Annotated in this window: 7 protein-coding genes and 1 pseudogene; 2 read left to right on the forward strand and 6 right to left on the reverse strand. The window is 56.4% G+C overall.

Annotated features, from left to right (window positions below; all coding sequences use genetic code 11):
• Positions 1 to 380: 380 nt before the first annotated feature.
• The 4 genes and pseudogenes from DYE40_RS12840 to mfd all read right to left on the reverse strand — a co-directional run bounded on the left by DYE40_RS12840 (position 381) and on the right by mfd (position 6,921).
• On the reverse strand, positions 381 to 1,514 hold the full coding sequence (locus DYE40_RS12840) for a type IIL restriction-modification enzyme MmeI (protein ID WP_245944037.1): 1,134 nt from the start codon (positions 1,512 to 1,514) through the stop codon (positions 381 to 383).
• A gap of 3 nt (positions 1,515 to 1,517) precedes the next feature.
• Positions 1,518 to 1,661 (reverse strand): annotated as a pseudogene (locus DYE40_RS13245) (DNA methyltransferase); the annotation flags it as partial.
• Positions 1,662 to 1,677: 16 nt separating this feature from the next.
• Positions 1,678 to 3,306, reverse strand: a complete 1,629-nt coding sequence (locus tag DYE40_RS12845) for a DNA methyltransferase (RefSeq protein WP_245944039.1) — start codon at positions 3,304 to 3,306, stop codon at positions 1,678 to 1,680.
• A 195-nt stretch (positions 3,307 to 3,501) separates the two neighbouring features.
• A complete protein-coding gene (gene mfd / locus DYE40_RS00495) occupies positions 3,502 to 6,921 on the reverse strand; it encodes a transcription-repair coupling factor (RefSeq protein WP_115307257.1) in 3,420 nt (1,139 codons plus the stop codon).
• A 342-nt stretch (positions 6,922 to 7,263) separates the two neighbouring features.
• Here mfd and DYE40_RS00500 point away from each other — a divergent pair, with 342 nt between their 5' ends.
• Together DYE40_RS00500 and clpA are read left to right on the forward strand one after the other, a co-directional pair.
• The gene (locus DYE40_RS00500) at positions 7,264 to 7,569 is read left to right on the forward strand and encodes an ATP-dependent Clp protease adaptor ClpS (protein WP_115307258.1); all 306 of its coding nucleotides are present in this window, start codon (positions 7,264 to 7,266) and stop codon (positions 7,567 to 7,569) included.
• On the forward strand, positions 7,566 to 9,833 hold the full coding sequence (gene clpA, locus DYE40_RS00505; RefSeq protein ID WP_115307259.1) for an ATP-dependent Clp protease ATP-binding subunit ClpA: 2,268 nt from the start codon (positions 7,566 to 7,568) through the stop codon (positions 9,831 to 9,833). The genes DYE40_RS00500 and clpA overlap by 4 nt, the downstream gene beginning before the upstream one ends.
• A 401-nt stretch (positions 9,834 to 10,234) precedes the next feature.
• Here the strand turns inward: clpA and DYE40_RS00515 are convergent, their stop codons facing one another.
• Positions 10,235 to 10,699, reverse strand: a complete 465-nt coding sequence (locus tag DYE40_RS00515) for an MBL fold metallo-hydrolase (protein ID WP_115307261.1) — start codon at positions 10,697 to 10,699, stop codon at positions 10,235 to 10,237.
• A gap of 124 nt (positions 10,700 to 10,823) precedes the next feature.
• Positions 10,824 to 13,859 carry a type I restriction endonuclease subunit R gene (locus DYE40_RS00520; protein WP_115307262.1) on the reverse strand — a complete coding sequence of 1,012 codons (3,036 nt, stop codon included), beginning with the start codon at positions 13,857 to 13,859 and terminating at the stop codon, positions 10,824 to 10,826.
• Between the last annotated feature and the right edge of the window lie 13 nt (positions 13,860 to 13,872).

Genomic DNA, 13,872 nt, shown 5'->3' on the forward strand with positions numbered 1-13,872 from the left:
GAGCGTATTGGCAAAGGCAGCCTGCAATCCGCTCCCTCTCTTGCACTTACGCGGGGGAGCAAGCGCAGCCCGTATGATGTAGGGTGTGTGGCTCTGCCACGCACGCGTTCTGCGAAAGGCCGTCTGAAATCCTGCTTTATGGAATTTCAGACGGCCTTTTGAATCTGTGCAGGGCGTACTTTTCTATCGCGCTCCTCCTGCCGCGCGTTCGGACAAACGATAGCGTCAAATCCCAAACCGCGTGCGTTGCTGTGGCAACACACTCTACCTGATGCCGTATAGGCTGAGGCCATCTGAAAATCCCAAATGCTGCTTGAAACCTGAAAGGCAATCCAATCATCAATAGGCCGTCTGAAAAGGCCGCAGGGTCGGTTTTATATTCAATCTGATTTTTTCGTTTTCTTCTTGGTTTGGGCGGCGGTTTGCTGCTGTTTGTTTTGCTGCTGACGGTACAGATCGAACAGAAAGGCCACGCGCTCGGCATCGTTGTGGCCGCCTGTGTAGCCGTAGGCGGCATCAACGGCTTTGTCCAGCGCGGTATGGGCTTTGAGCAGTTCGGGATAGGGATGTACGGTGTAGGCGTTGTAAAACTTGGCCAGCGTGGGCGGGATGCGGTCTTTTTTTATGGCGGCTTGGCGGTATTGTTCGCGCACGTCCAATATTTTTTGTGCGGCGGCTTCGATTTGGGCGCGGGCGGTTTGCTCGGCGGTCGGCGGCATTTGGGCTGCATCACAGGCGGCATTTTCAGGCTGCTTTTGTGCGGCGAAAGGAAAAGGAAAGTTGTTGTACACCAGTGTGTTGGAATAGCGGTATCGGCTTTCCAAGCGACCTGCCACGGTGCGCATAAAGGCGTTGTGCATGGCGGACATCAAAATGCCGAAGTGGTACAAGCTGGCGTGGGGCAGGCTGAATGCGAGGTTGCTGACAACGGTGTTGCTGCTCATAAAGCCGATGGGGATGTATGGGCGGTTTTCGGATGATACGCTGGGAACCAGTAGGTAGTTGCCGCTTTCGGGCTGACTGATAAAACCGAACAGGTGCGGTGTGTCTGCAAGCTTATTGGTGGCGGCTCGTTTGCTTTTTTCACGGGTGGTCTTTACGTCTTCAATGCGCTGTGCTACTTGCGGCATTTTTTGCAAATCATCATTCAGCTCTTCCAAATCGCAGTCGGCAAACCACAGGCACCAACGCTCTTTGCCGTTGAGAAATTCGTCTGCGCCGAGAAAGGGGCGGATGTATTTCTGCGCTGTGGGTTCGGCGGCAAGCAGTGCGTCTTTTTCGGCGGGCGAGAGCAGCAGATGACCGCCGTCGTTGGGTTGTGAGCCAAAATTCATTGCTGGTTCGCCGGAAATGGGGTTGCTGCGTTTTTCAATGGCGAGATGGTCGCCGTCCAAAAGATAGGCGTTGATGTTGCGGGCGGGGTGCGGCTCGGCTGTGCCTGCAATATCGGGGTAGTGGAAGATGACGGGGTGTTCAGGCTGCCCGAAGGCGAAGCCAACAATGATGCAATGCACGGCGGCTTTGCCTTTGGCGGCGGATGTCCATTGGAAGGTGCGGTGGGCGAACCGGATGCGGATGCCGCGTGCAAATAGGGGCTGCCACAGCGCGGCGGCTTGTTCGCCTTGGCAGATGGAGTTTGTTGAAACAAATGCGGTTTTTATATTCGATTGTAAATTTTTATCGGGGGGGGGGGGTAATTGATTGCAGACGGCTGTTTTCCATCATGTCGGCGGCTTTGAGATACCACGCGGCAACATAATCCAGCACGCCACTGTTTTTCAGGCTGCCTGCAATGGTTTTCATATCTTGACGCTGTTCGGCGTTTTGAAATTTAGAGCCAATAAACGGCGGATTGCCGAAAATGTAGTCTGCCTGCGGCCATCCGGTGGCGAGGGCGTTGGCGTTGATGATTTCCGCGCTGTCGGTCAGCGGGATGGTGGGGCGGGTTTGGCCGAAGCGTTCGGCGGTGGCGCGGTTGCACTGGTGGTCGGTGAGCCACATGGCGACTTTGGCGATTTGGGCGGGGTATTCGTCCAGCTCGATGCCGTGGAACTGGCCGATGTGGAGGCGCTGCATGGTGGCGATGTCGAGAAGCTGGTTTTCGGCAAAGAGTTCGCCGATGATGTCGTCTTCGAGGCGGCGCAACTCGCGGTAGGCGACGACGAGGAAGTTGCCGCAGCCGCAGGCGGGGTCGAGAAAGTTCAGACGGCCTATTTTTTCGTGCAGGGCGCGGACGAGTTTGCGGCGTTGGCTTTTGCTGATGCCGGTTTTGCGGGCGGCGGCCAGTTCGGCGCGCAAGCCGTCCATAAACAGGCTGTCGATCACTTTGAGGATGTTGGCTTCTTCGGTGTAGTGTGCGCCGGCGGCGCGGCGGTCTGCGCCGTCCATTACGCTTTGAAACAGGCTGCCGAAGATTTCGGGGCTGATTTTCGCCCAGTCGCGCCGTGAGCATTCGAGAAGCTGGGTGCGCAAATCGGCATCAAAATAAAATTCTTCCAGCGGCTCGGCAAAGAGTCTGCCGTTGACATAGGGAAAGGCTTTGAGCTCGCTGTTCATGCGGGCGGGGCGTTTTTCGGGCGGGGTGTTGAGGGTGTGGAAAATCTGGTTGAGCACGCTGCCGGTGTCGCTGCCGTCGGCTTTGGTGTGTTTGGCAAGATAGCTTTCAAACTGCCCGGCCGGGTCGAAAATCAGGGTGTCGTCGGCAAAAAAGCAAAACAGCAGGCGGATGATGAATTGTTTGAGGTGGTGTCCGTTGCAGGCGGTATCGGCGGCCAGGGCGCGAAAGAGGCCGCCCACGGAATCGGCGGCTTCGATGTTGGCCTGCTCTTCGGCGGCTTTGAGGTCGCGGCCGATGCCGTCCATAAAGTCGAAATTGCGGTTTTTAATCTGTTCGGGCAAATCTTCGAGGGGGAAGTCGGTGCGGGTGCCGGCCTGCAAATCGTAAAGGCGCATGGCGGCAAAGTCGCACACGATGATGTGGCGCGGTACGTCGTCGGGATTTTGGCGGCGGATTTCGTCTACATAGCCTGCGGCCTGCTCGAAGGCTTTGTCCAAATCTTTGTTGGCGGATTTGTGTTCGCACAGCAGCCTGCCTGCCCAGAATACGTCGGCAAATTTGGTGGTTTTCTGGCGGTGGTGTTTGATGCCGTATTCGAGGACGGCGGTTTTGTAGCGGTCGAGGTTGAAGATGCGGAAAAATTCGTCCCAAAAGGTTTTGGCTTCGGCTTCTTCCCGCTTTTCGCCTTTCCAGCGGCGGGCAAAGGCTTGGGCGAGGCGGTATTTGTGTTCGTAGGTGTAGGCGGTCATGGGGTGTCCTTTATCTGTGTTTGGGGCGGCCTTGTTTGGGAAGGCTGTCTGAAAACGGGGGTGTGCAGTGAGTTTTTGGGTGGGTTTGAGGCCGTCTGAAAATCCCAAATGCTGCCTGCAATCCGCTCCCTCTCCTGCGCTTACGCGGGGAGGGAATGACGGCTTTGGGCAAACGTTTTTCAGACGGCCTCATAATTATTTCCCCGCCAACTGCTTCAACACCGCCCGCACGGTTTGAACCCGCGCTTCCACGCTTTCCATTTCCGCGCCCACGCGCAGTTTGTCGGGGCCGGCCATGCGGTAGTTTTTGTTTTGCTGCATCAGCAGGATGATGTCGGCGGGTTCGATGTTGTGGTGTTTGCCGAAGGTGAACGTGGCCGCTTCGGACGATGCGTCGATGGCGCTGATGCCGGCGGCTTTGGCGGCGAGGCGGAGGCGGTGGCTTTCGAGCAGGGTTTTGACGGGCTGTTCGGGCAGGCCGAAGCGGTCGACCAGCTCTTCGTGCACGGCGTTGATTTGGGCTTCGGTTTCGCAGGTGGCGAGGCGTTTGTAGAGCACCAGCCGCTCGTGGATGTCGGGGCAGTAGTCTTCGGGGAGCAGGGCGGGGCTGTGCAGTTTGATTTCGGTGGTTACGCCCAGCGGTGCGTCGAGGTCGGGCTGGCGGCCTTTTTTGAGGTCGCGCACGGCCTGTTTGAGCATTTCGGTGTAGAGCGTGAAGCCGACCTGCACCATTTCGCCCGACTGGCCTTCGCCGAGGATTTCGCCCGCGCCGCGTATTTCCAAGTCCTGCATGGCCAGCGTGAAGCCTGCGCCGAGTTCGTCGGCGGCGGCAATCGCGTCGAGGCGTTTTTCTGCGTCTTTGGTGATGTATTCGGGGGTGAGCAGATAGGCGTAGGCCTGGTGGTGGCTGCGGCCGACGCGCCCGCGCAACTGGTGCAGTTGGGCGAGGCCGAATTTGTCGGCGCGGTTGATGATGATGGTGTTGGCGTTGGGGATGTCGATGCCGGTTTCGATGATGGTGGAACACAGCAATACGTTGAATTTCTGCTGTAAAAAGTCGCGCATCACCTGCTCCAGCTCGCGCTCGCGCAATTGGCCGTGCGCTACGCCGATGCGGGCTTCGGGCAGCAGGGTTTCCAGCCGCTCGCGCATGTTTTCGATGGTGTCGACTTCGTTATGCAGGAAAAACACTTGCCCGCCGCGCTTGAGTTCGCGCAGCACGGCTTCGCGCACGCTGCCTTCGCTGAACGGTTTGACAAAGGTCTTCACGGCCAGGCGGCGGCTGGGCGCGGTGGTAATCAGCGAGAAATCGCGCAGGCCTTCGAGCGCCATGCTGAGCGTGCGCGGAATCGGTGTGGCGGTCATGGTGAGGATGTCCACATTGGCGCGCAGGCGTTTGAGCTGCTCTTTCTGGCGCACGCCGAAGCGGTGTTCTTCGTCGATGATGACCAGGCCTAAGTTTTTGAATTTGATGCTGTCCTGCACCAGTTTGTGCGTGCCGATAACGATGTCGGCCGTGCCGTCGGCCATCTCGGCGAGCGCGGCTTTGGTTTCTTTGCTGCTGTTGAAGCGCGAAAGCTGGACGACTTTGACGGGAAAATCGGCGAAGCGGTCGGCGAAATTCTGCGCGTGCTGCTCCACCAAGAGCGTGGTCGGTGCGAGTACGGCCACTTGTTTGCCGCCCATCACGGCCACAAACGCCGCCCGCAGTGCCACTTCGGTTTTGCCGAAGCCCACGTCGCCGCACACCAGTCTGTCCATCGGCCGGCCTTGGGTCAGGTCTTTGATGACGGAGGCAATGGCGGCGGCCTGGTCTTCGGTTTCTTCGTAGCCGAAGCCGTCGGCAAAGGCTTGGTAGTCGGTTTCGTCGAAGGCGAATTTGAAGCCTTCCTGCGCCGCGCGTTGTGCGTAGAGGTTGAGCAGTTCGGCGGCGGTGTCGCGCGCTTTTTCGGCGGCTTTGCGTTTGGCTTTCGTCCATGCCGCGCTGCCGAGTTTGTGAAGCTGCACGTTTTCGTGCGCCTGCCCCGAGTAGCGGCTGATGAGGTGGAGCTGCGACACGGGCACATAAAGCTGCGCCTCGCCGGCGTATTCGAGCAGCATCATTTCGGTGTTGCCGCCGCCCACTTCCATATGCACCAAGCCCATATAGCGGCCGATGCCGTGTTCTTCGTGGACGACGGGGTCGCCGATGTTGATTTCGGCCAAATCGCGCAACAGGCCGTCTGAAACCTGCGCGTGTTTTTTGCGGCGCACGCTGCTGCGGCTTTTGGCGACGTATTGGTAAAGCTCGGATTCGGTGATGACGGCGAGGCTGCCTGAAATCCTGCTTTGTGCGTTTTCAGGCAGCCTGAAACCGTAGGCCAGCGGCGTTACGGCGATGCACAGCGGCGCGCTGCTGTTTAAAAACGCCTGCCAGCCGTCCACGCTTTGCGGACGCAGGCCGTGTTGGGCGAAAAAGCCGAGCATGGTTTCGCGCCGTCCCGCGCTTTCGGCGGTGAGCAGAATCCGCCCGTCAAAGGCCGTCTGAAAACCGTGCAGCGCGGCCAGCGGCTGTTCGCTCTGGCGGTTGACGGCCACGTCGGGCAGCAGGTGCGCCGTGCCGTTCAAATCGGGCAGGATTTGCGGATAGGGTTTCAGACGGCCTGCAAATTCGTCTTCGCTGAGATACAGATACCGTGGCGGCAAAGGCGGGTAGGTTTCGTCGCCCTGCGCCATTTGGAAGCGGCTTTTCACGTCGGCCCAAAACCGCCGCGCTTCGGCGTGTACGTCGCCCACGCACACCACCAGCGCGTCGGGGGAAATGTAGTCGAACAGCGTGGCGCAGCCGTCTTCGAAAAACAGCGGCAGGTAATATTCCACGCCCGCGCCGAAGCGGCCGCTGCTCACGGCTTTATAGACCACGGCGGCGTTGTAGTCGCCGTCGATTTCTTCGCGAAAGCGCGTGCGGAAGATTTTTTGCGCGTCGGCATCGGTGGGAAATTCGTGCGCGGGCAGCAGGCGGATTTCCGACACCGGCGCGAGCGTGCGCTGGCTGTCGGGGTCGAAGGTTTTGATGCTGTCGATTTCGTCGCCGAACAGGTCGAGACGGTAGGGCTGCGCCGCACCCATCGGAAAAATATCGACAATGCCGCCGCGCACGGCAAATTCGCCCGCCGCCACCACGTTGGACACATGGCTGTAACCGGCTTCGACCAAGTTGCCGCGCATGGCTTCGACATCGACGGTCTGCCCCGTTTTCAGCCAAAACGTGCGCCCCAGCAGAAACGGCACCGGCGCAAGATACTGCATGGCCGTGGCGACGGGCACAATCAAAACATCGGCCTGACGGTTTTTGAGCTGCCACAGCGCGGCAAGGCGTTCGGACACCAGATCCTGATGCGGCGAAAAACGTTCGTAGGGCAGCGTTTCCCAGTCGGGCAGGAACAGCGCGTTGTCTTGGGGGCGGAAAAACTGCCAGGCCGTCTGAAGCCGCAAGGCCTGCTCGGTGTCGGTGGTGAGGATGACTTTCGGCACGGCGGCGTGCAGGTGCTGCGTTAGGAAATAAGGCAGGCTGCCGGCGGTGAGGTTAGGCCAGCGGGTGCGCGGGGCGGATTTGCTTGGAAGGGGAAGGTTCATGGTTGGCTGTTCCGATTTGGTAAAGACAAGCGGCAGAGGCCGTCTGAAAAGGTTTTCAGACGGCCTGTCGCGTTTTGCCGCAGATTGTAACCGAGGCCGTCTGAAAAGAGTAGGATGGGGACAGGATGTTGCAGGCAGGGCGGGAAAGCGGTTTTTTATGATTTCCGTCAAATATTTTTCTGCAAAAGCCGGTTTTTTTCAGACGGCCTGTGCGTGTTCATGTTAGGATAATCATTATTATTTTATATAGCAGGCCGTCGTAGCGGCCGTCTGAAAGATTGAAAAACGGTGCCGGCGGCAACATATGGGCGGCTTTAACCATCCGCATAATAAGGCCGAAATATGGGAACACAGCACCTCCAATCGGAAGACGGCAGCGCATTGAAGCTGCGCCCGCCGCGCAAATACGGCGTTTTCCTGCTCAACGACGATTACACCACGATGGATTTTGTGGTGCAGGTTTTAACCGAAGTGTTTTTCCTGCCCGAAGACCGCGCCTTCGCCGTGATGCTTCTGGTACACAACGAGGGCAGGGGGCTTTGCGGCACATACACCCGCGACGTGGCGCAAACCAAGCAGGCGCAAGTGCACCAACGCGCCGCCGATGCGGGTTTCCCGCTCAAATGCATAGTAGAGGAGGTTTCATGATTTCGGATGCTTTGGAACAGATTTTGCAGGATCTTTATGCCGACGCGCGCGCGCGCAGCTACGAGATGATTACGCTCGAACAGCTTCTGCTCGCGCTGACGGAGCATTCCGGCGAAGTGCAGAAAACCTTGGAAGAGCTGCACGTGGATTTGGATATATTGTCCGGCCAGCTTGCCGCCAGCATACGCGACAACACCCCCATGCTGCCCAAAAACCTGCTCGACAAAACCGATTCCCAGCCCACGCTGGGCTTCCAGCGCGTGATGCAGCGGGCCATCATCCATGCACAGTCGGTGGAAAGACGGCAGGTGCGTCCGCTGGACGTATTGGTGGCCATGATGAACGAAAAAGACTGTCCCGCCGTGTATTTCCTGCAACTGCAATCGGTCGGGCGCACCGAGCTGTTGCGCCATCTCGCCCACGGCAGCACGGAAGAAAGCAGCAGCAGGCCGTCTGAAAACGAAGACGAAGAAGCCGTTCCGGCTGCCGGCGGCGACGCGCTGGCCAAATACACCGTCAATCTCAATGCCGAAGTGCAGGCCGGCCGTATCGATCCCTTAATCGGGCGCAAAGCCGAAATGGAGCGGCTGGTGCAGGTATTGTGCCGCCGCCGCAAAAACAACCCGCTGCTCGTGGGCGAAGCCGGCGTGGGCAAAACCGCCCTGGCCGAAGGCCTGGCCTGGCAGATTGTGCACAGCCGCGTTCCCGAAGTGCTGGCTGAAGGCACGGTTTACATGCTCGACATGGGCGCGTTGCTGGCGGGCACGAAATACCGTGGCGACTTTGAAGCGCGGATCAAAAACGTGGTCAAAGCACTCGACGAAACCGAAGGCGCAATCCTCTTTATCGACGAAATCCACACCGTTATCGGCGCGGGCAGCACCTCCGGCGGCACCATGGATGCGTCCAACCTGCTCAAACCCGCCCTCGCCAAAGGCCGCCTGCGCTGCATCGGTGCCACCACCTACGACGAATTCCGCACCATTTTCAGCAAAGACCACGCCCTCAGCCGCCGTTTCCAGAAAATCGACGTAGCCGAACCGGGCGTAGCCGAAACCGCCGACATCCTGCGCGGCCTCAAACCCATGTTCGAGCGTTTCCACGACGTACGCTACACCAGCGGCGCAATCGAAGCCGCCGCCGAACTCTCCGACCGCTATATCAACGACCGCTTTCTGCCCGACAAAGCCATCGACGTGATGGACGAAGCCGGCGCGGCACAGAAAATCCTGCCCAAATCCAAGCAGAAAAAAGTCATCGGCAAAGCCCAGATCGAAGCCGTCGTCGCCAAAATCGCCCGCATCCCCGAAAAAACCGTTTCCAACGACGACCGCCAAATCCTGAAAAACCTTGCCCGCAACCTGAAAAACATGGTGTTCGGCCAGGATGCCGCCATTGACGCGCTGGCCGCCGCCGTAAAAATGTCCCGCTCCGGCCTCGGCCTGCCCGACAAACCCGTCGGCAGCTTCCTGTTTTCCGGCCCCACCGGCGTGGGCAAAACCGAAGTCGCCCGCCAGCTCGCCTACACCCTCGGCGTGCCGCTGCAACGCTTCGATATGTCCGAATACATGGAACGCCACGCCGTTTCCCGCCTTATCGGCGCACCACCGGGCTATGTCGGCTTCGAGCAGGCCGGCCTGCTGACCGAAGCCGTTACCAAGCAGCCCCACTGCGTGCTGCTGCTCGACGAAATCGAAAAAGCCCATCCCGACATTTTCAATGTCCTGCTGCAAGTGATGGACGCGGGCAGGCTGACCGACAACAACGGCAAAAGCGCGGATTTCCGCAACATCGTCCTCATCATGACCACCAACGCCGGAGCGGAAAGCCTCAGCCGTCCCACACTCGGCTTTACCGCCAAACGCGAACGCGGCGACGAAATGCAGGCTATCGGCAAAACCTTTACCCCCGAGTTCCGCAACCGCCTCGATGCCATCATCCCCTTTGCCCCGCTCGATGCCGCCGTTATCGCCCGCATTGTGGACAAATTCCTATTGCAACTCGAGCAGCAGCTTTTGGCGAAAAAAGTGGAAGCCGAGTTTGCCCCCGAACTGCGCGCCTACCTTGCCGAAAAAGGCTTCGACCCGCAAATGGGCGCACGTCCCATGCACCGCCTCATCCAAAACAAACTGCGCCGCGCCCTTGCCGACGAACTCCTCTTCGGCCGCCTTGCCGAGGGCGGCTTCGTCCGACTGGGCTGGAACAGCGAAAAAGAAGAAGCCGTGCTGGAATTTGAGAAAAACGCAAACGTCGCGGCGGTGTAAGCCCACCCGCTTTGCAAAACGGCAGGCCGTCTGAAAACCGTGATTTCGAGTTTTCAGACGGCCTTTTTGCTACGGCGGAGAACGCGTATGTCGTTTGTACGATTGTTACGCGAATACTTTGTATTGGGTTGGCTATAAACATAGAGGCCGTCTGAAAAAATCCTTTTCAGACGGCCTCTGCCGTTAAAGTAGGACGTATCGCACAGCGGCGCACGCGTTTTTTGTTCCATCAGCGTTTTTTCCATGCAATCATGCCACACGCAGCAGATACGCGGGAAAACCAAAAGGCCGTCTGAAAAGCCGCAATCACATTTTTCAGACGGCCTTTATCTCCAATTAATACAAACAGTTTGATTTGCCCTAACTTTTACCAATCCCACCGCTTTTCAGTCGTTAATCCCTTATTTCCACCAATCCCTACTTTCACTATTCTCATCAAAAACCTGCCCGAATATCGGCGTGAGCGGGTTGAGATTGCGTTGTCTGGCAAGCGGAACGGTGTGCAAAACGGGGGCGTTCCATTGGTGGGTGGACAGCGGATACATGCCCCAATGTATCGGCATGAAGCGTTTGGCGCGGATGATTTCGGCGGCTTTGAGCGTCTCGATGGGCTGCATGTGGCTGAACCAGTTGTCGCTGTATTGCCCGTTTTCGATAAAGGCGATGTCAAATTCGCCGAACCGCTGTTTGATGGCGGCAAAGTGGCCGTCAAACGCACCGTCGCCGCTGTTGTAGAACCGTTTTCCTTGAAATTCAAATACATAGCCGTTCCACAGGCTTTTGCTGCCGTCAAACAAACCGCGACCGCTTTCGTGGCGGCTGGGCACGGCGGTGAGTGTGAGGCCGTCTGAAAAACAGCGAACCATTTTTTCAGACGGCCTTTATCCAATCCGTCCAATTTGCCAAACCATCCCAACAAGCGGTCGTTTTGCCATATGGTGGCACAAAAAACAGCCGTCCTTGATATTTTTGCTATACCTTATGCAATCGTTAGTCCGCAACAAATGCCCGCAAAAACTCATCAATCCGTTTGTTCAAGAAAATCCCACGTTCTTCTTTGAAATAAACCTTTGCTTTTTCTTTATCAACCGTATCTTTTAACGCATTAAACCTACCCAAATCAATATTTTCACGGCTGTATTTGCGTGCCAGCATTTCGTGCAGCAAAGCACCGTCCAGCCCCAAGCCGTCGATCACTTTTTGTATTTCACGCTCGGCATCTTGTTGTTTGTAGTCGGTGATGTAGTCGCTTAAGGTCAGGTTTGGGTCGGGCGTAATGTCGCCTGACTGCACGTCGTGCAAAAAACGCTCGGCAATTTCTTGGTCTGCTTTGGAGAGCGTGGCAAACGAATGGTGCAGCTCTTCCAGTGCCGCCGTTATTTCGCTATCGCCGATGGCTTTGAGCCATTTGTCAAAACGGGCATTCATATAGTCTTGGTCGATTTTGTCCGTTTCGATTTCGTTGATGTGCGAACGCAAGTCAAAAGGCACATCGCCACCGCTGCCACTGCCGCCCGTGCCGCTTTCGGCGAACAAATCCTTATAGCGTGCCAGCAGTTTGTCGTAGGTTTCTTGGTCGAAATCCAGCGTGGCGGTGATTACGCTGTCATCGTCCTGCACCACCTCATAGCATAATTTTTCCCAAACAAAGCCGAGCAGCCGCGCTGATTGCAAATAATCGTTTAGCTGGTTAAACAGCTTGACAAACTTGGCGCAGGCGGTCGGGTCATCGGGGTTTTGGGCGAAATCCGCCTGCCCTGCATTCTTGAAAATATCGGCAATCTCGGCAAAACAGACATTCATCTTATCGACAACTTTGTCCAAATTATCGACAAACAGCCCCATCTGGCGGTCGCCCGAATAGAGTTTCACCGCCCGCTCGATATTGCGCTGCATGGTGTGCGGTTTGCGGTAATAGCGGATTAGGCCGAATGGCTTATCGGTGTTGTCGCACAGGCGGTTGGTGCGGGAAAATGCCTGTATCAGATTGGCGTAATCGAGCAGTTTGTCCAGATAGAGCGTGTTAATCCATTTGCTGTCAAAGCCCGTCAGCATTTGATCGACCACAATCAGCAAATTAAGCTGCTCATCGGCTTTGACGTTTTTGTAGGCTTTGATGTGCGAAAGCCTGTCGGACAAGTCGGCTTTGAATTTGCCGTAAGCGGCATAGCCGAACTGCGTGCCGAATTGGGTGTTGTAATCCGCCAAGATTTCGGCAATCCACTCTTCTTTGTCGCCCGCCTGCCCGTCGTTGAGAATACTCGGGTCAAACAGTGCGGTGATTTTCAGCCCTGAATTTTTCGCTTTGATTAAACGGTAATAATTGACTGCCTCGGGTATCGAGCTGGTGGCGAAAATCGCATGATATTTGCCGCCTTGGCTGAGCCGCTGCCAGTTGCCCAAAATATCGTCAATGACGGCACTAACGTGTTCTTCCGTTTGATACTGCACTTTCGGCACAAACTCTTCAATCTCCACCATATCCACGTCGTTCATAAAATAGTTATACACCGCCTTTTTCTTGTCATCGGCAAACACTTCACGTTCGTCTTGGGCTTTGGCCTCTTGCAAGGCAACCGCCTTACGCAAATCGCTGTCGGCAAAAGTGCGGATATGAAAAGGGTGAAAACCCAGCACATTGCCGTCCCTGATGCCGTCGGCAATCGAATAGCGGTGCAGTTCATCGCCGAAAATGGTGGCGGTGGTGGCATCTTTTTTGGCGTTTTCGTCTTCGATTGGTGTGCCCGTAAAGCCGAAAAATACCGCATTGGGAAAGGTGTGTTTAATACCGATTAACATATCGCCAAACGTGGTGCGGTGTGCTTCGTCCACCACAAACACCAGCCGCTTGCCGCTGATTTGGGCAATATCCGCCTCATTTACGCCGTCTTCGGCTTTGATATTGCTCATTTTTTGCATAGAAGTAACGATTAGGCGGTCGTGGTCGGACGTGCTTTTGAGCTTGGCGAGCAAAATATCGGTGTTTTCTGTCGCCTGTACGTCTTTTTTGCTGTCGGCAAAGTTTTGATACTCTTCAAGCGACTGCTTGCCCAGCTCGATGCGGTCGAGCAGAAACACCACCTTATCGGCATATTTGCGGCGGCTGATAATCTGTGCCGCCTTAAAGCTCGACATCGTCTTGCCTGAGCCTGTGGTGTGCCAGATATAGCCGCCACGCTGTTTGCCCGCCGCCCAATCGGTTTTTGCCACCGTGTCGGCGATTTTGTTCACCGCATGATACTGATAGCTGCGTAACACTTTGAGCTGCCCGTCTTTGGCATCGGCAATGGTGTAATCGCCGATAAAACGGTGTGCCGTCGGGATAGACAGAAAATGCGTCGCCACCTGATCCCATTGCTCAATATACTGATTGTTCCCATACGCCCAACGGAAATAAAACGCCGGATTGAGCGTGCCATCGGTGTTGGCAAAATAACGGCACTCTTCGGGCGACATCGCCACAAAAATCTGCACCAAGCTGAAAATCCCCGAAAACGCCCCCGCCTTGTGATAACGCTCAATCTGGTTGGTGGCTTGGCTAATCGGCACGCCCGAGCGTTTGAGCTCGATATGAAACATCGGCATGCCGTTGATGAGCAACATCAAATCGCCGCGCTGTTTGGGGTACAAATCCGAACGCGGCGAAAACTTGGGCTGCTGGGCAATCTGATAGCGGCTCTTGCCTGCCGAAATCTCCGCACGGTCAAAAATATCCAGCGATATTTCCTTGCCGAAATGACGGCTCTTAGGGTTTTCCCGCTTAATCGCCACCGTTTTGCCGTTGATAAATTCATTGAGCTTGTACGGCGTTTTAAGCTCTTGCACCTGCTCCAAAATCTGATCCATCTCCGAACGCAACAGCGGCACGTCCAGCCTGTCGATGTGCTTGTTGGTCTTGTCCAAATGCGTCTGCCAGTTGGCAATCAAATCGTCTTCGGTCGGATATTTGAGCACCTGTGCTTCCCAGCCTTTGGTGGCAAGCAGGGCAATCAGCGCGTTTTCAAAATCAGATTCTTTGTTGAACATGGTGTTTTCTCTT

It is taken from the genome of Kingella potus, from assembly GCF_900451175.1.
Lineage (GTDB): Bacteria > Pseudomonadota > Gammaproteobacteria > Burkholderiales > Neisseriaceae > Neisseria > Neisseria potus.